At 71.0% G+C, this 17,215-nt stretch carries 13 protein-coding genes and 1 other RNA gene; all 14 read left to right on the forward strand.

Features of this window, described 5'->3' with window-relative positions:
* Window positions 1-35 precede the first annotated feature (35 nt).
* The 14 genes from ffs (at window position 36) to M4D53_RS00380 (ending at window position 17,135) form a co-directional block, all read left to right on the forward strand.
* Window positions 36-132, forward strand: an RNA gene (gene ffs, locus M4D53_RS00315) — signal recognition particle sRNA small type.
* A gap of 48 nt (window positions 133-180) precedes the next feature.
* Window positions 181-789 (forward strand): rhomboid family intramembrane serine protease, encoded by a 609-nt coding sequence (locus M4D53_RS00320; protein WP_259951378.1) that lies wholly within the window; start codon window positions 181-183, stop codon window positions 787-789.
* The gene (locus M4D53_RS00325) at window positions 786-1,484 is read left to right on the forward strand and encodes a hypothetical protein (protein ID WP_259951379.1); all 699 of its coding nucleotides are present in this window, start codon (window positions 786-788) and stop codon (window positions 1,482-1,484) included. Before M4D53_RS00320 ends, M4D53_RS00325 begins: the two co-directional genes overlap by 4 nt.
* A 62-nt stretch (window positions 1,485-1,546) precedes the next feature.
* The gene (pta, locus tag M4D53_RS00330; RefSeq protein ID WP_259951380.1) at window positions 1,547-3,676 is read left to right on the forward strand and encodes a phosphate acetyltransferase; all 2,130 of its coding nucleotides are present in this window, start codon (window positions 1,547-1,549) and stop codon (window positions 3,674-3,676) included.
* The gene (locus tag M4D53_RS00335) at window positions 3,673-4,893 is read left to right on the forward strand and encodes an acetate/propionate family kinase (protein ID WP_259951381.1); all 1,221 of its coding nucleotides are present in this window, start codon (window positions 3,673-3,675) and stop codon (window positions 4,891-4,893) included. Before pta ends, M4D53_RS00335 begins: the two co-directional genes overlap by 4 nt.
* Window positions 4,894-4,992: 99 nt before the next feature.
* Window positions 4,993-5,751, forward strand: a complete 759-nt coding sequence (locus M4D53_RS00340) for a beta-phosphoglucomutase family hydrolase (protein ID WP_187662165.1) — start codon at window positions 4,993-4,995, stop codon at window positions 5,749-5,751.
* Window positions 5,748-8,255: a glycoside hydrolase family 65 protein gene (locus tag M4D53_RS00345; protein ID WP_187662164.1), complete on the forward strand. Its 2,508-nt coding sequence runs from the start codon at window positions 5,748-5,750 to the stop codon at window positions 8,253-8,255. The genes M4D53_RS00340 and M4D53_RS00345 overlap by 4 nt, the downstream gene beginning before the upstream one ends.
* Window positions 8,256-8,381: 126 nt before the next feature.
* On the forward strand, window positions 8,382-10,670 hold the full coding sequence (locus M4D53_RS00350) for a DNA polymerase III subunit gamma and tau (RefSeq protein ID WP_259951382.1): 2,289 nt from the start codon (window positions 8,382-8,384) through the stop codon (window positions 10,668-10,670).
* Window positions 10,670-11,263 (forward strand): recombination mediator RecR, encoded by a 594-nt coding sequence (gene recR, locus M4D53_RS00355; protein ID WP_025104255.1) that lies wholly within the window; start codon window positions 10,670-10,672, stop codon window positions 11,261-11,263. Before M4D53_RS00350 ends, recR begins: the two co-directional genes overlap by 1 nt.
* Complete coding sequence (locus M4D53_RS00360; protein ID WP_187662162.1) at window positions 11,260-12,174, forward strand: DMT family transporter; 915 nt, start codon at window positions 11,260-11,262, stop codon at window positions 12,172-12,174. Before recR ends, M4D53_RS00360 begins: the two co-directional genes overlap by 4 nt.
* A gap of 81 nt (window positions 12,175-12,255) precedes the next feature.
* On the forward strand, window positions 12,256-13,536 hold the full coding sequence (locus tag M4D53_RS00365) for an aspartate kinase (protein WP_025104257.1): 1,281 nt from the start codon (window positions 12,256-12,258) through the stop codon (window positions 13,534-13,536).
* Window positions 13,537-13,882: 346 nt separating this feature from the next.
* On the forward strand, window positions 13,883-14,953 hold the full coding sequence (locus tag M4D53_RS00370) for an aspartate-semialdehyde dehydrogenase (protein ID WP_187662161.1): 1,071 nt from the start codon (window positions 13,883-13,885) through the stop codon (window positions 14,951-14,953).
* Window positions 14,954-14,999: 46 nt separating this feature from the next.
* A complete protein-coding gene (locus tag M4D53_RS00375) occupies window positions 15,000-16,472 on the forward strand; it encodes a malate:quinone oxidoreductase (protein ID WP_187662160.1) in 1,473 nt (490 codons plus the stop codon).
* A gap of 9 nt (window positions 16,473-16,481) precedes the next feature.
* A complete protein-coding gene (locus M4D53_RS00380) occupies window positions 16,482-17,135 on the forward strand; it encodes a thymidine kinase (RefSeq protein WP_187662159.1) in 654 nt (217 codons plus the stop codon).
* Window positions 17,136-17,215 lie beyond the last annotated feature (80 nt).

Genomic DNA, 17,215 nt, shown 5'->3' on the forward strand with positions numbered 1-17,215 from the left:
TGTCATCGCGCCGGTCGGCGTCGGGTAGAGTGGACGACGGCTCTCCGCGTGGCGGCATCCAGGCCAATTCCCCCAGGGCGGAAACGCAGCAAGGGTAACCGGGCTCTGCTGGGTGCGCGGAGGGTCTTTTCTTTTGCCCGCGTCCAGCCGGCCCCAGGGTGCTCCTGCGACAATCGAGCGGTGACCGTTCCTCCGCCGGCCAGACCCGAGCATCCGCTGCGGCGATTCGCGTCGCCCGTGCTGCTGCTCGCGGCGATGTGGGCGGTGCAGTTCGCGGACGCCGTGCTGCCGGGCTCGTTCAGCGGCCTCGGCATCCGCTCGTGGGATCCCGCCGGGCTGCTCGGGATCGTGTTCGCGCCGCTGCTGCACGCGAGCTGGGCGCATCTGATCGCGAACTCCGTCCCGTTCCTCGTGCTGGGCTGCCTGGTGGCCGTCGAGGGCACGCGCCGATTCTGGGCGGTCACCGTGATCGTCGCGGTCGTCGGCGGGCTCGGGACCTGGCTCGTGAACGCGCCCGGCACGCTGACGGTCGGCGCCTCCGGACTCGTGTTCGGCTACTTCGGCTACGTGGTGATGCGGGTGTTCGCCCCCGGCCGCGTGGCGCATCGCATCCTCTACGCGGTGATCGCCGTCGTCGTGATCGGCCTCTACGGCGGCACCATGCTGGCCGGGGTGTTCGGAGTGGCGGACGGCGTGTCCTGGCAGGGCCATCTGTTCGGTGCCATCGGGGGCGGTGCGGCCGCGCTCGCCGGACGGCGTCCCGACCAGCGCCGCGCCGTCGGACGATGACGGCTCCGCGCACGAGAGGGACGACGGGGACGCGGACCACGTCGACCCGGCGGCCCGCCGCGTCGCGCGAGGCCGCCAACCGCCGACGCCGCGAGGCCCGCCGTCGAGCCGCCCGGCGCGCACAGCGGAAGCGGACCCTGCGGCGCGTCGCCGTGTCCGCCGCCGTGGTGGCCGCGGGGGCGGCGCTGCTCGTGCTCATCCCGCTGGGGCTGGCGAGGGATCCGGCGCCGGTCTGCCTCGACCGTCCGTCGACCTTCCCCCAGGCAGGGGTGGCCGGATGGAGCGGTGAACAGCTCGAGAACGCTGCGACCATCATCCGCACCGCCGACGAGCTCGGGTTCGCGCGGGACGGCCAGATCCTCGGCGTCATGACCGCGATGGGCGAGAGCAGTCTGCGCAACATCGACTACGGGGACTGGGAGACGCGCGGCTGGACCAATCCGGATGGATCGCGCACGACGAGCATCGGCCTCTTCCAGCAGCAGGACTGGTGGGGGAGCGTGGAGCAGCGGATGGATCCGGCCACCGCCGCCCGGTTGTTCTTCGAGCGCCTCGGACGCGTGCCCGACTGGCCGTCGATGGCGCCCTCGCATGCCATCCACCGGGTGCAGGTGAACACCGATCGGGACTACTACACGCGGTATCAGGAGGACGCGACGGCGGTCGTCGACGTGCTCTCCGGCCCGTGCGAGTGACCGCCGCGATTGTCACGGCAGCTGTGGGGTGCGGTGTCGGGGCGCCCGCCTAAGCTGGAGCCGTGTCGCGGAGCATCTACATCACCTCGGCCGAAGGCCACACCGGGAAGTCGACGATCGCCCTGGGGGCGCTCGACGCGCTGATGCGCGTGTCACCGCGCGTCGGGGTCTTCCGCCCGATCGCCCGGGCGGTCGCGGAGCGCGACGAGATCCTCGAGCTGCTGCTCGCCCATGACGGCGTCCAGCTCGACTACGAGGACTGCATCGGCGTCACCTACGACGATGTGCGCGCCGATCCGGAGGGCGCGCTGTCGACCATCGTCGCCCGCTTCAAGGCCGTCGAGGCGCAGTGCGACGCGGTGGTGATCGTCGGCAGCGACTACACCGACGTCGCGAGCCCCGCGGAGCTCGGCTTCAACGCCCGGATCGCGGCGAACCTCGGCGCCCCCGTCCTGCTCGTGCTGAGCGGGCGCGACCAGCAGCGGCAGGCCGAGCAGCTCGGCACCACGACCGCGCGGGTGCCCGCCGCCGTCGGCCAGATCGCCGCCCTCGCGCTGCCGGAACTCGCCGAGGAGCGCGCGGAGCTGTTCGCGGTGGCCGTGAACAGGGCCGACCCGGACGGGCTCGATGCCATCGTCGACGCGGTGCGCGCCGTCCTCCCCGCCGGCACCCCGGTCTGGGCGCTGCCCGAGGACCGCGCGCTCGTCGCACCGTCCATCCGCGGCATCGTCTCCGCCGTCGACGGGACGCTGCTCAAGGGCGACGAGGATCGCCTGACCGCGGTCGCGCTGTCCATCGTCGTGGCCGGGATGTCGATGGTGAACGTCCTGCCGCGTCTCACCGACGAGGCCGTCGTCGTGATCCCCGCCGACCGCACCGAGGTGCTGCTCGCCGCCCTCCTCGCCGACTCCTCCGGCACGTTCCCGCGGATCGCCGGGATCATCCTCAACGGTCCCTTCCCCCTGCCCGAACCGATCCTCCAGCTGCTCGACGGCTTCGCCTCCTCGGTGCCGATCATCACGACCGACCTCGGCACCTACGACACGGCGGTACGGGTGATGGGCGCCCGCGGTCGCATCTCCGCCGACTCGCGCGGTCGCTACGACCGGGCACTCGGACTCTTCCAGGCGCATGTCGACGTGGCCGAGCTCACCGAGCAGCTCGGGCTCGCCGAGTCGCACGTCGTCACGCCGCTCATGTTCCAGTACGGACTGATGGAGCGCGCGCGGTCCGACCGTCGCCATATCGTCCTCCCCGAGGGCGACGACGACCGCATCCTCCGCGCGGCGGCGGCGCTGCTGTCCCGTGAGGTGGCGGAGCTGACCATCCTCGGCGACGACGGCGCGATCCGTGCGCGGGCGGCGGAGCTCGGCCTCGACATCGCCGGTGCGCACGTGGTGAGCCCCACCGACCCGGCCCTCGTGGAGCGCTTCGCCGCCGAGTACGCCCGGTTGCGCGCCCACAAGAGGATCACGCTCGCGCAGGCCGCCGACACCGTCACGGACGTCTCCTACTTCGGGACGATGATGGTGCACCTCGGACTCGCCGACGGCATGGTCTCCGGTGCCGCGCACACCACGGCGCACACGATCCGTCCGTCCTTCGAGATCATCAAGACGAAGCCGGGTGTGAACGTCGTCTCCAGCGTGTTCCTCATGGCCCTCGCCGACCGCGTGCTCGTGTACGGCGACTGCGCGGTCATCCCCGATCCCACGGCCGAGCAGCTCGCCGACATCGCGATCTCGTCCGCCACCACCGCCCGGCAGTTCGGCATCGACCCCCGCGTGGCGATGCTGTCGTACTCCACCGGTGAGTCCGGGTCGGGAGCCGACGTCGACAAGGTCAGGGCGGCGACGGCACTCGTGCGCGAGCGCGCTCCCGAACTCCTGGTGGAGGGCCCCATCCAGTACGACGCCGCCGCCGACGCGGCGGTCGCCAAGGCCAAGCTGCCGGATTCGGCTGTGGCGGGGCGGGCGACCGTGTTCGTCTTCCCCGACCTCAACACCGGCAACAACACCTACAAGGCGGTGCAGCGCTCCGCCGGCGCCGTGGCCATCGGTCCAGTGCTGCAGGGGCTCAACAAGCCCATCAACGACCTGTCCCGCGGTGCGCTCGTCGACGACATCGTGAACACGGTGGCCATCACGGCGATCCAGGCCCAGGGCGACGAGCGATCGGGGGAGGGGGCGTGAGCGCGATCCTCGTCATCAACAGCGGGTCGTCCTCGCTGAAGTACAGCCTCATCGACACCGCGCACGAGGACGAACTCGCCAGCGGGCTCATCGAGCGCATCGGACAGGAGTCCAGCCCTGTCGCCCACACCGTGCGCCCGGAGCCGGGTGACGGACCGTCGGCCACGATGCTCGACGCCACCTACCGCGACGAGCAGCCCATCCCCGACCACGCTGCGGCCTTCGAGGTCATGCGCGCGCAGTTCGCCGCGCACGGTCCTTTGCTCGATGCCCATCCGCCGGTCGCGGTGGGGCATCGGGTCGTGCACGGTGGGGCGCGCTTCTACGCGCCGACCCTGATCGATGCCGACGTCGAGCGGCAGATCGACGAGCTCGCCGTGCTGGCGCCGCTGCACAACCCCGCGAACCTCGCCGGCATCCGGGCGGCCCGCGCCGTGTTCGCCGACGTCCCGCACGTCGCGGTCTTCGACACGGCGTTCCATCAGACGCTCCCGCCCGCGGCTTACACCTACGCGATCGACGCGCAGCTCGCCGCCGCGCACCGGGTCCGTCGATACGGCTTCCACGGCACGAGCCACCAGTACGTCAGCGCGGCCGCCGCGCGTTTCCTCGGCCGCGATCTCAGCTCCCTGCGGCAGCTCGTGTTCCACCTCGGCAACGGCGCCTCGGTCACCGCGATCGAGGGCGGCCGCTCGGTGGAGACGTCGATGGGACTCACCCCGCTCGAGGGGCTCGTCATGGGGACGCGCTCGGGCGACCTCGATCCGGCCGCCCTCGTGCACCTGTCGCGCCGTGCCGGCTACACGATCGACGACCTCGACGCGCTCCTGAACACCCGCAGCGGGCTGGCCGGCCTCGCCGGTCGCAGCGACATGCGCGACATCCTCGCCGGGGTCGCTGCGGGCGAAGAGGCCGCGACACTCGCTTTCGACGTGTACGTCCACCGTCTCCGGGCCTACGCCGGCGCCTACATCGCCCAGCTGGGCGGGGTCGACGTCGTGTCCTTCACCGCCGGCGTGGGCGAGAACGCGGCCCCTGTGCGGGCAGCGGCGATGGCGACGCTCGGCTTCGCGGGGATCGAGATCGATCCCGCCCGCAACGAGGCGAAGGAGCGCGGCATCCGTGTCATCTCCACGGATGCGTCCGCCGTGACGGTCCTCGTCGTCCCCACCGACGAGGAGCTGCAGATCGCCAGGCAGACCGCCGAGATGCTCTGATCCCGGTCCGGGGTTACCCCGCGCGCGTCACCGCCATTACGCTTGCACAGTGGCACGGAGAGGTGCCGACCCGACCCTCGTCCTTCTCCTGGAGGCTCTGTGCCACACGCGCTGCCCGACCTGTTCCACGCCGACGGTGTGCTGTTCGACCTCGACGGCGTCCTCACGCCGACCGCCGAGGTGCACATGCGCGCCTGGAAGGCGGTCTTCGACGACGTCTTCGCCCGCTGGGACATCACTCCGCCGTACACCGACGAGGACTACTTCGCCTACGTCGACGGCAAGAAGCGCTACGACGGCGTCGCGAGTCTGCTGCGCAGCCGCAACGTCGAGGTGCCGTGGGGCTCGGTGGACGACGACCCGTCGGCCGAGACCATCTGCGGGATCGGCAACCGCAAGAACGCCGCGTTCGCGACCTCCCTCCGCAGCCAGGGCATCGCTCCGTTCCCCGGCTCCCTCGCCGTGGTCGAGGCGCTGCACGCCGCCGGGATCCCGCTCGGCGTCGTCTCCAGCTCGAAGAACGCCGAGGAGGTGCTGGCGGCCGCCGGCATCCGCTCCTTCTTCCGCGTCGTGATCGACGGCGTCGTCGCCGAGCGCGAGCACCTCGCCTCCAAGCCCGCTGCCGACATGTTCGCCGCCGGCGCCACGGCCCTCGGCGTCGACCCGGCCCGCAGCATCGCCGTCGAGGACGCCACCTCCGGTGCCGCCTCCGCCGCCGCGGCGGGGTATGCCGTGGTCATCGGCGTCGACCGCGGAGCGGGCGCCGACGCGCTCCGGGCCGCCGGAGCCACCCACGTCGTCGACGACCTCGGCGTCCTGCTTCCCGCCACCCGTACCGACACCCCGGAGACCGCATGATCGACCGCGACCGCTTCCCCGTCGACCCGTGGCGTCTCATCGAGACGCGCTACTCGGAGGAGGGCGTCGGCGAGACGCTGTTCTCGGTCGGCAACGGCTACCTCGGGCTCCGGGGCAACCACATCGAGGGGCGTGGCGCGCAGGAGCACGGCACCTTCATCAACGGTCTGCACGAGACCTGGCCCATCCGGCACGCCGAGCAGGCCTACGGCTTCGCCGAGGTCGGCCAGACCATCGTCAACGCCCCCGACGCCAAGGTGATGCGGCTCTACGTCGACGACGAGCCGATCTCCCTCGACGACGCGGACGTGCGCGAGTACGCCCGCACGCTCGACATGCGCACGGGCGTGCTGGAGCGGCGCGTGGTCTGGGAGACGCCTTCCGGCAAGCGGGTGCGCATGCGGGATCAGCGTCTCGTGAGCTTCGAGGAGCGCCACCTCGCGGTGCTGCGGCTCGAGGTCGTCGTCGAGAACGCCAACGCCCCGGTCACGATCAGCTGCCAGCTCCTCAACCGTCAGGACGGGGCGGGCGTGTATGCCGGCTCTCCGATGACGACCAAGGGCGCCGCCTTCGACCCGCGCAAGGCCGAGCGCATCGCGGACCGTGTGCTGCAGCCGGCCGAGCACTGGCAGGACGGCCTGCGCTCCGCCCTGTCGTATCGGGTCGCCGCGTCCGGGATGACCGTCGCCGTCGTCGCCGATCACATCATCGAGACGGAGAACGACTACAACGTCCGGACGCTCATCGAGCCGGACATCGCCAAGAACGTCTTCCGTGTGCAGGCGAAGGCCGGCGTCCCCATCACGATCACCAAGCTCGTCAGCTACCACTCCTCCCGCGGGGTGCCCCCGCGGGAGCTCGTCGACCGCTGCCGTCGGTCCCTCGACCGGGCCGCGGACGAGGGCGTGGAGACGGTGTTCCGTCGTCAGCGCGAGTGGCTCGACGCGTTCTGGGAGCGCAGCGACGTGCAGATCGGCGGGCGCGACGACCTGCAGCAGGCCACCCGCTGGTGCCTGTTCCAGCTCGCGCAGGCCTCGGCAAGGGCCGACGGCGCCGGCGTCCCCGCCAAGGGGCTGACCGGCTCCGGCTACAGCGGCCACTACTTCTGGGACACCGAGATCTACGTGCTCCCCTTCCTCACCTACACGACGCCGCGGTGGGCCTACAACGCGCTGCGGGCCCGGGTGAAGATGCTCCCCGCCGCGCGTCGCCGGGCCGCCCAGCTCAACGAGGCCGGCGCACTGTTCCCGTGGCGCACGATCAACGGCGAGGAGGCCTCGGCGTACTACGCCGCCGGCACGGCGCAGTACCACATCAACGCCGACATCAGCTTCGCGCTGGGCAAGTACGTGCGGGCGACCGGGGACGAGGCGTTCTTGCGTCGCGAGGGTGCCGACGTCGCGATCGAGACCGCGCGGCTCTGGGCCACCCTCGGCTTCTGGCGGGGGTCGCGGCTCGTGGAGCAGTCCGGTGCCGGCGATGGCCTCCAGACGTTCCACATCCACGGCGTCACGGGCCCGGACGAGTACACGACCGTCGTGAACGACAACCTGTACACGAACGTCATGGCGCGGTACAACCTCCGTTACGCGGCCAAGGTCGTGCGGGAGATCCGCGACAGCTACCCGGAGGACTACGCGGCCCTCGTCGAGCGGACGGGTCTCGGATCCGGTGAGGCGGAGTCCTGGGAGCGGGCGGCGGAGGCGATGTACATCCCGTACAGCGAGAGCCTCGGCATCCACCCGCAGGACTCGCTGTTCCTGGAGCGGGAGGTCTGGGACCTCGCGAACACCCCGGCCGACCAGCGTCCGCTGCTGCTGCACTTCCACCCGCTCGTGATCTACCGCTTCCAGGTGCTCAAGCAGGCCGACGTGGTGTTGGCGCTGTTCCTGCAGGGCAACCACTTCTCGCCCGAGGAGAAGAAGGCCGACTTCGACTACTACGACCCGCTGACGACGGGCGATTCGACCCTGTCGGCGGTCGTGCAGTCGATCCTCGCGGCGGAGGTGGGCTACCAGGACCTCGCGCAGAAGTACTTCGAGCAGTCGCTGTTCGTCGATCTGCACGACCTGCACCACAACGCGGCCGACGGCGTGCACGTCGCCTCGGCGGGTGGGGTGTGGACGGCCCTCGTGTGCGGTTTCGGTGGGATGCGCGACTACGGCGGCGACCTCAGCTTCGACCCGCGGCTCCCGGAGTCCTGGCCCTCGCTGTCGTTCCCGCTGCAGTGGCAGGGCACGGCGATGCAGGTGACCGTCACGCGGCACGAGCTGCGGGTGCAGGTGCGCAGCGGTCCTCCGGTGCCGTTCAGCGTGCGCGACAACGCCTACATCGCGACCCTGGAGGACGACGTCATCGTCCCCCTCGCGAACCAGGGGCCCGTGATCCCCGGTCGCCCGACGCTGCAGGAGTTCGCCGACGCCCGCCGCGACGACGGCACCCGGCTCTCCGCCTCGGTCCCGGTGATCACGAGCGCCATCCCCGTCATCGAGCCGATCGACTGACCGCCGACCCACCCCGTTGCGTGCGTCCCACCCCGTTGCGGGCGTCCGCAACGGGGTGGTTCGCGTTAAAGAGGCCGGGTCGAGCGAGAGGGGAGCAACGTCGGTGGCACGCCGTAGGCTGGAGGGGTGACCACAGCCCTCTACCGCCGCTACCGACCCGAGACGTTCGGCGAGATGATCGGGCAGTCGCAGGTGACCGATCCGCTCATGACCGCGCTGCGCGGCGACCGTGTGGGTCACGCCTATCTGTTCTCCGGTCCGCGTGGCTGCGGCAAGACCACCTCGGCGCGCATCCTCGCCCGTTGCCTGAACTGCGCGGAAGGGCCGACCGACACCCCCTGCGGGACGTGCCCGAGCTGCGTCGAGCTGTCCAGGGCGGGCGGGGGATCGCTCGACGTCGTCGAGATCGACGCGGCGAGCCACAACGGCGTCGATGACGCCCGCGACCTGCGGGAACGGGCCACCTTCGCTCCGAGCCGCGACCGCTTCAAGATCTTCATCCTCGACGAGGCGCACATGGTCACCCCGCAGGGCTTCAACGCGCTGCTGAAGCTGGTGGAGGAGCCCCCGCCGCACGTCAAGTTCATCTTCGCCACGACGGAGCCCGAGAAGGTGCTGGGCACGATCCGCTCGCGCACCCACCACTATCCGTTCCGACTGGTCCCGCCCGCTGCGATGCTCGAGTACGTCGAGAAGCTGTGTGCGGAAGAGGGCGTGATCGTCGAGCAGGGTGTGCTGCCGCTCGTCGTCCGCGCCGGAGGAGGCTCGCCCCGCGACACGCTGTCGCTGCTGGACCAGCTCATCGCGGGCTCGGACGCCCCGGCCGGCTCGGAGACCGTCACCGTCGGCTACGCGCGCGCGGTGGCGCTGCTCGGGTACACCCACGGGGCCCTCCTCGACGAGATCGTCGATGCGCTGGCGGCGGGCGACGCCGCGACCGCCTTCCCCGCCATCGACCGCGTCGTGCAGACCGGCCAGGACCCGCGGCGCTTCGTCGACGACCTGCTGGAGCGCCTGCGCGATCTCATCGTGATCGCCGCCGTCGGCTCCGGTGCCTCCGCCGTCCTCCGCGGCATCGCGGAGGACGAGCTCGACCGGATGCGCCGGCAGGCCGAGTCGTTCGGCGCCGCGCGCCTCTCGCGTACCGCCGACGTGGTCAGCGCGGCACTGGACGACATGTCCGGAGCCACATCGCCGCGGCTCCACCTCGAGCTCATGGTCGCTCGTGTCCTCGCCGCCGCACCCGGAGGCTCGGCGGCGTCCGGCACCGCCGCGTCGGGCGCGCTGCACCCGCCGGCCACCACGCACCCGCCGGTGGTCCCGCCGGCGACCGCGACGCCGTCTCCGACCGTCGCATCCGACACGGGGAGGACGCCCGCTCCGGCGGCGCCCTCGACGCCCGCGGCGTCGGCTCCATCTGCTCCGACCGCCCCTGCAGACGCGCCCGAGCCTGCGCCCGCTCCGGAGCCCGAGCGCACCCCGGAGCCCGAGATCACTCCCGAGTCCGGCCACGCTCCGGAGCCCCAGCCCGCTCCGACCCCGTCCCCGCAGTCGTCCTCCGCGCCGTCCGCTCCCGTCACGTTCGAGCGCGTCCGCGACGCCTGGCCGGCCGTGCTGAAGCGTCTGGAAGGCATCAGCCGCACGTCCTGGCTGCTCGCGACCGCCGTGCAGCCCCTCGCCTACGACGGTGATTCCGAGGTGCTGACCCTCGGGTTCACGAGCCAGCATGACGTCGCGAAGTTCAAGGGGACCACGCCGGGATCCGGCCCCTCCGACCACCTCCGCACAGCCATCGAGCAGGAGGTCGGGGTACGTGTCAAGTACCTCCCGGCACCGATGCCACCCGGCGGTGCGCCGCGGCAGCCGGCCTCGTCCGGATCCACCGCGCCGGCCGACGCCGCTCCCGCATCGGAGCCTGCGTCAGCACGGCCCTCCCGCCCGCAGACGCGCGCCGCCACCGCTCCCGTGACGGAGTGGGCGGTCGCCTCCATCCCGACCGCTGACGCCGCGACACCGGCCGCCGCCCCCGCGGCGCCCCTCGCCGTCGACGACGAGCCGGAGGAGGTCGAGGCCGCCTCCGCCGCCCCGACCCCGCCGGCCGACGGCAGGGTCGACCGCGACGAGCCGCCGCTGCCGGGCGAAGACGACGCTCCCGCGTTCGACGAGGAGCCGCCGTACGATCCGGCCTACGAGCCCCCGGCTCCGTACGACCGCCCTCCCTCCCCGCGGACGACACCGACGGCGGCCCCGCAGGCTGCCGCGCGCACGGCCCCCGCGGCTGCTCCGCCGGTCGTCATCGAGCGCACCCCCGCCGCGGGCGGCGTGCAGCGCTACGGTGAGGCCGTGATCCGCCAGGTGCTCGGCGCGACGTTCCTTCGCGAAGAGCCCTACGAGCCCCCCACGAGGTTCTCCTGATGTACGACGGCATCGTCCAAGAGCTGATCGACGAGTTCGGCCGCCTTCCCGGTATCGGCCCGAAGTCGGCGCAGCGCATCGCGTTCCATATCCTGCAGACGCCGACGTTCGACGTCGCCCGTCTCGCGGAGCTGCTGACCGAGATCCGCATCCGCGTCCGGTTCTGCGAGATCTGCGGCAACGTCGCGGAGCAGGAGCGGTGCGCGATCTGCCGCGACCCCCGCCGCAACCAGGCGCTGATCTGCGTGGTCGAGGACGCGAAGGACGTCGCGGCGATCGAGCGCACACGGGAGTTCCGCGGCCTGTACCACGTGCTCGGCGGCGCGATCAGCCCCATCGCGGGCATCGGGCCGGACGACCTCCGGATCGCCCAGCTCATGACGCGACTCGCCGACGGCACCGTGCAGGAGGTCATCATCGCCACGAACCCCAACCTGGAGGGGGAGGCGACGGCGAGCTATCTGAGCCGGCTCCTCACGACGATGCAGATCACGGTCTCACGGCTCGCCTCGGGCCTCCCGGTCGGCGGCGACCTCGAGTACGCGGACGAGGTGACGCTGGGCCGGGCCTTCGAGGGCCGGCGCGTGCTGTGACCCCGCAGTCCGGCTTCTCCCGCCGGGGCTGGCTGCTCTTCGGGGCCATGGCCCTGCTGTGGGGCGTGCCCTACCTCTTCATCAGCGTGGCGGTGGACTCGATCTCCCCGCCGGCGATCGTCGCCGGACGGACGCTGATCGCCGCGCTCCTCCTGCTGCCGTTCGCCCTGCGCAGCGGCGCCCTCCGTGCGGCGCTCCGGCACTGGCCGTGGGTGCTGGCGTTCGGGGCCGTGGAGATGGCCGGACCGTTCCTCCTCCTCGGACACGCCGAGATGACACTGCCCTCCGGCATGACCGGACTCCTCGTGGCCACGGTGCCGCTGTTCGCCGCCCTCATCGCGCTGGGCGGCGGCGACCGCGGCGTGCTGCGTCCCGCCCGCGGCATCGGTCTTCTGGTCGGCTTCATCGGTGTGGCCATCGTCGTGGCGGGTCCCGGGCTCTTCGGGGGAGAGGTGAGCCTGCTCGCGGCCGGGGAGGTGCTGCTCGTCGCGGTGCTCTACGCGATCGCGCCGTTCATCGTGGCGCGCAAGCTGAACGACGTCCCCTCACTCGGCACGATCACGCTGTCGCTGCTCATGATCGGCCTCTTCTACCTCCCGATCGGGCTGCTCACTCAGCATGAGGTGCCGACGCTCCCGTCGATCGGCGCCCTGCTCGCCCTCGCCGTGATCTGCACGGCGCTGGCCTTCCTGGCCTTCTTCGCGCTGATCCGCGAGGTCGGACCGGTCAGGGCGCCGCTGTTCACCTACGTGAACCCGGTCGTGGCGATCGTGCTCGGGGCGATCGTGCTCGCCGAGCCCCTCACCCCTGGTCTCCTCCTCGGATTCCCGCTGATCATCATCGGCTGCTGGTTCGCCGCCACCGGAGGCCGCCTGCGTCCGGTGACGCCCGTTCCGCCTGCGCCGGCCTGAGCCGTCACATGCGCGGGGCGGCATGCGCGCCGATCGTAGAATGACCGTGGGCGGATCCGCCCGACATCCCAGGGAGTGAACGTGGCCCTCATCGTGCAGAAGTACGGCGGCTCGTCCGTCGCCGACGCAGAGAGCATCAAGCGCGTCGCCAAGCGCATCGTCGACACCCGTCGCGCCGGTCACGACGTCGTCGTCGCCGTGAGCGCGATGGGCGACACGACCGATGAGCTGCTGGACCTCGCGAACGAGGTCGCGCCGATCCCTGCTCCGCGCGAGCTCGACATGCTCCTCTCCAGCGGCGAGCGGATCTCGATGGCGCTGCTGGCGATGGCGATCCACTCCATGGGCTTCGAGGCGCGGTCGTTCACCGGCAGCCAGGCCGGCATGATCACCGACTCGCAGCACGGCGCGGCGCGCATCGTCGACGTCACGCCCGTCCGGCTCCGCGAGGCGCTCGACGAGGGCGCGATCGTGATCGTCGCGGGCTTCCAGGGCTTCAACCGCGACACCCGGGACATCACCACGCTCGGCCGCGGTGGCTCCGACACGACGGCCGTCGCGCTGGCGGCCGCACTGTCCGCCGATGTCTGCGAGATCTACAGCGACGTCGACGGCATCTTCACGGCCGACCCGCGGGTGATCCCGAAGGCGCAGAAGCTCGACCACGTCTCCAGCGAGGAGATGCTGGAGCTCGCCGCCAACGGCGCCAAGGTCCTCTACATCCGTGCCGTGGAGTACGCCCGCCGGCACGGCGTCCTCATCCACGCCCGGTCGACGTTCTCGTCGGCCGAGGGCACATACGTTCTGGGCGAGGGCATGAAGAACCCTCGCGAAGCCGAGGGAGCAGTCATGGAAGAACCGATCGTCGCCGGCGTCGCCACCGACTTCAGCCAGGCCAAGATCACCGTCGCCGGGGTGCCGGACGTCCCTGGCAAGGCCGCCGAGATCTTCAAGATCGTCGCGAAGTCCGGCGCCAACGTCGACATGATCGTCCAGAACGTGTCGGCGACGGGACGCACCGACATCTCCTTCACGGTTCCCAAGGCCGACGCCGCTGCCGCGCTCAAGGCCCTCGCCGGCGAGCAGACCGAGGTCGGCTTCCAGAACCTCATCCACGACGACCAGATCGGCAAGCTGTCCGTGGTCGGCGCGGGGATGCGCACGCACTCCGGCGTCTCGGCGACCCTGTTCGAGGCCCTGTCCGCCGGCGGCATCAACATCGAGATGATCTCCACCTCGGAGATCCGCATCTCGGTCGTGCTCCGCGACACCGACCTCACCGAGGCCGCCCGCACGGTGCACACCGCCTACGGCCTCGACGGCGACGCGGAGGCCACGGTTCACGCCGGCACCGGTCGCTGACCCCCTCACGAGCTCCCTCTTCTCCCGCCACCGCAGGCTTTCGCGCCTGTTCAGGCCGTGCTGCCCACGCTCGCCTGCGCCCGCGCGCTCGCCTGTTTCCGCGGGTCTGCCTGTTCTCGCGCGCTCGCGCCACCGCAGGCTTTCGCGCCGACGCAGGCTCTGTCGCCCACGCTCGCCTGCGCCCGCGTGTCAGCGTGCTCTCGCGAGCGGCGTACGGAGGAGAGCCGAGGGGAGCGTGGCGCGATAGACTCGCGGAAACCCTGACACCGGCGCCAGGCGCAGCCTCAGCATCCCGACGCCGCGCCCGAAGCCTCGTACGCCGTACCGCACGAAGCCAAGGAACATCATGACCCGCATCTCCGAATCAGGACTCTCCGTCGCCATCGTCGGCGCCACCGGCCAGGTGGGCACCGTGATGCGCGAGATTCTCGCGGAGCGTTCGTTCCCGATCCGCGAGCTGCGGCTGTTCTCGTCGGCGCGTTCCGCCGGCACGGCGATCGAGTTCGGCGGGCAGACGGTGATCGTGGAAGACGTCGAGGCGGCCGACCCGTCGGGCATCGACATCGCCCTGTTCTCCGCCGGTGCCACCGCCAGCCGGGCATACGCGCCGCGCTTCGCCGAGGCCGGCGCCGTGGTCGTCGACAACTCCAGCGCCTGGCGCATGGACCCCGAGGTCCCGCTCGTCGTCAGCGAGGTCAACCCGCACGCGATCGACGACCGCCCCAAGGGCATCATCGCCAACCCGAACTGCACCACGATGGCCGCGATGCCGGTGCTGAAGGTCCTCGACGCCGAGGCAGGCCTCGAGCGCCTGATCGTGTCGACCTACCAGGCGGTGTCCGGCTCCGGACTCGCCGGCGCGCAGGAGCTGCTCGGCCAGGTCGAGGGCGTGCTCGCGCAGGGCGACACCCTCCGCCTGGTCCACGACGGCTCCGCGGTCGACTTCCCCGAGCCCGAGAAGTACGTCGCCCCGATCGCCTTCGACGTGATCCCGCTCGCGGGCAACCTCGTGGACGACGGGGACAACGAGACCGACGAGGAGAAGAAGCTCCGCAACGAGAGCCGGAAGATCCTCGAGCTGCCCGGCCTCCGCGTCGCCGGCACGTGCGTCCGGGTGCCGGTGTTCACGGGCCACTCGCTGTCGATCCACGCCGAGTTCTCCCGCGATCTGACGCCCGACCGCGCCAGGGAAGTGCTGAGCGCGGCGCCCGGTGTCGTGCTCGACGAGGTGCCGACCCCGCTGCAGGCCGCGGGCAAGGACCCGAGCTTCGTGGGCCGCATCCGCGCCGACCAGTCGGCTCCGGAGGGCAAGGGCCTCGTGCTCTTCATCAGCAACGACAACCTCCGCAAGGGGGCGGCGCTGAACGCGGTGCAGATCGCCGAGGTGCTCGCGGAGCGTCTCGCCCCGGTCTCCTGACGGCCGCATGGTCTGCGGTGTCCTGCCCGCGAACTAGACTGTTCGAGTGACTGAAAACGTCGATGTCGTCCTGATCGGCGGTGGCATCATGAGCGCCACCCTGGGTACCCTGCTGCACGAGCTGCAGCCGGACTGGAAGATCGTCGCCTTCGAGCGGCTGTCGGACGTGGCGCAGGAGAGCTCGAATCCCTGGAACAACGCCGGGACCGGGCACGCCGCGCTGTGCGAGCTGAACTACATGCCGCAGCAGGGTGACGCGCCGCTCGACCCCGCCAAGGCGATCTCGATCAACGAGCAGTTCCAGCAGAGCCGCCAGTTCTGGTCCTCCCTCGTCGAGAAGGGCGTGCTGGACGAGCCGTCGACCTTCATCAACGCGACGCCGCACATGACGTTCGTGCGCGGCGAGAAGGACGTGGCGTACCTCAAGAAGCGTTACGAGGTGCTCAAGGAGCAGCCGCTGTTCGCGGGCATCGAGTACAGCGAGGACTCCCGCGTCATCAACCAGTGGGCGCCGCTGCTCATGCAGAAGCGCCGCAAGGGTGAGCCGTTCGCGGCCACCCGGGTGCCCGCCGGCACGGACGTCGACTTCGGTGCGCTCACGCACCAGCTCTTCGGCCACCTCCGCGACTCGGGCGTCTCGGTCCGCACGAACCACGAGGTCAAGTCGCTCACGCGTCAGAAGGACGGCACCTGGCTCATCAAGTACCGCACGACGATCGGCCGCACTCCGAACGAGATCAAGGCGAAGTTCGTGTTCGTCGGCGCGGGCGGGTGGGCGCTCAAGCTCCTGCAGAATTCCGGCATCCCCGAGATCAAGGGCTACGGCGTCTTCCCGATCGGTGGACAGTTCCTCAAGACGACCAACCCGAAGATCGTCGCGCAGCACAAGGCCAAGGTCTACTCGCAGGCCTCGGTCGGCGCCCCGCCGATGTCGGTCCCACACCTCGACACGCGTGTCGTCGACGGCGAGGCCTCGCTCATGTTCGGCCCGTTCGCGACGTTCAGCCCCAAGTTCCTCAAGAACGGGTCGATGCTCGACATCGTCACGCAGGTCCGTCCGCACAACCTCTGGCCGATGCTGCGGGTGGCTTTCGCGAACCCCGACCTCATCACGTACCTCATCAGCGAGCTGATGAAGAATCACCGCAAGAAGGTCGACAGCCTCCGCACCTTCATGCCCACCGCGAAGGACGAGGACTGGACGCTCATCGACGCCGGTCAGCGCGCCCAGGTCATGAAGAAGGACCCGAAGAAGGGCGGCGTGCTCCAGTTCGGAACCGAGGTCGTCGCGGCCGGTGACGGCTCGATCGCGGGCCTCCTCGGTGCGTCGCCCGGCGCCTCCACGGCCGTGCCGATCATGCTCGACCTGCTGAAGAAGTGCTTCCCCGGCGAGTACCCGGGCTGGGAGTCGCAGCTGCGCGAACTCATCCCCACCTTCGGCCGGAAGCTCAACGGTGACGCGGAGCTCGCGGAGGAGTCCACCACCGCCACTGCCGCCGTCCTCGGCATCAACGCCTGACCCGGGACCGTGGCGAAGCTCTACTTCCGCTACGGCGCGATGAACTCGGGCAAGTCGACCGCCCTCCTGCAGGCTGCCTACAACTATGAGGAGCGCGGCCAGCACGTGCTGCTCGCCAAGCCCGCGATCGACACCAAGGGTGCGGGGGAGATCGAGAGCCGCCTCGGGGTCACGCGTCCGGTCGACGTCCTCATCGGACCGGAAGACGACGCCCGCGCGCTCTTCGCGATCCATCGGGAGCGCATGCGTCGGTCGACGGAGGAGGAGCTCATCCCGACGGGGCCCGTCGACGTGGCCTGCCTGCTCGTCGACGAGGCGCAGTTCCTGACGCCGACCCAGATCGACGACCTCTTCCGGATCGCGGTGGAGGACGGCATCCCGGTGATGGCCTACGGGATCCGCAACGACTTCCGCACGCACGCCTTCCCCGGATCAGCCCGGCTCCTCGCCATCGCGCACTCGCTCGAGGAACTGAAGACGATCTGTCGCTGCGGGCGCAAGGCGGTGTTCAACGGCCGGGTGGTCGGCGGCCGGTTCGTGTTCGACGGCGACCAGGTCGCGATCGACGAGGGCGCCGACGGTTCTTCCTCGCCCGAACTCACGACCTACGAGTCGCTGTGCGGCACCTGCTACCTGGAGGAGTCCGGCGGCCGTCTCGGCTGATCCCACCTCCGACCCACCCCCTTCCGGTCGACCCACCCCTCTGCGCGCGTACGCAAGCGGCCGGGACGCACGAAAAGGGG

Source organism: Microbacterium meiriae (assembly GCF_025143875.1).
Lineage (GTDB): Bacteria > Actinomycetota > Actinomycetes > Actinomycetales > Microbacteriaceae > Microbacterium > Microbacterium meiriae.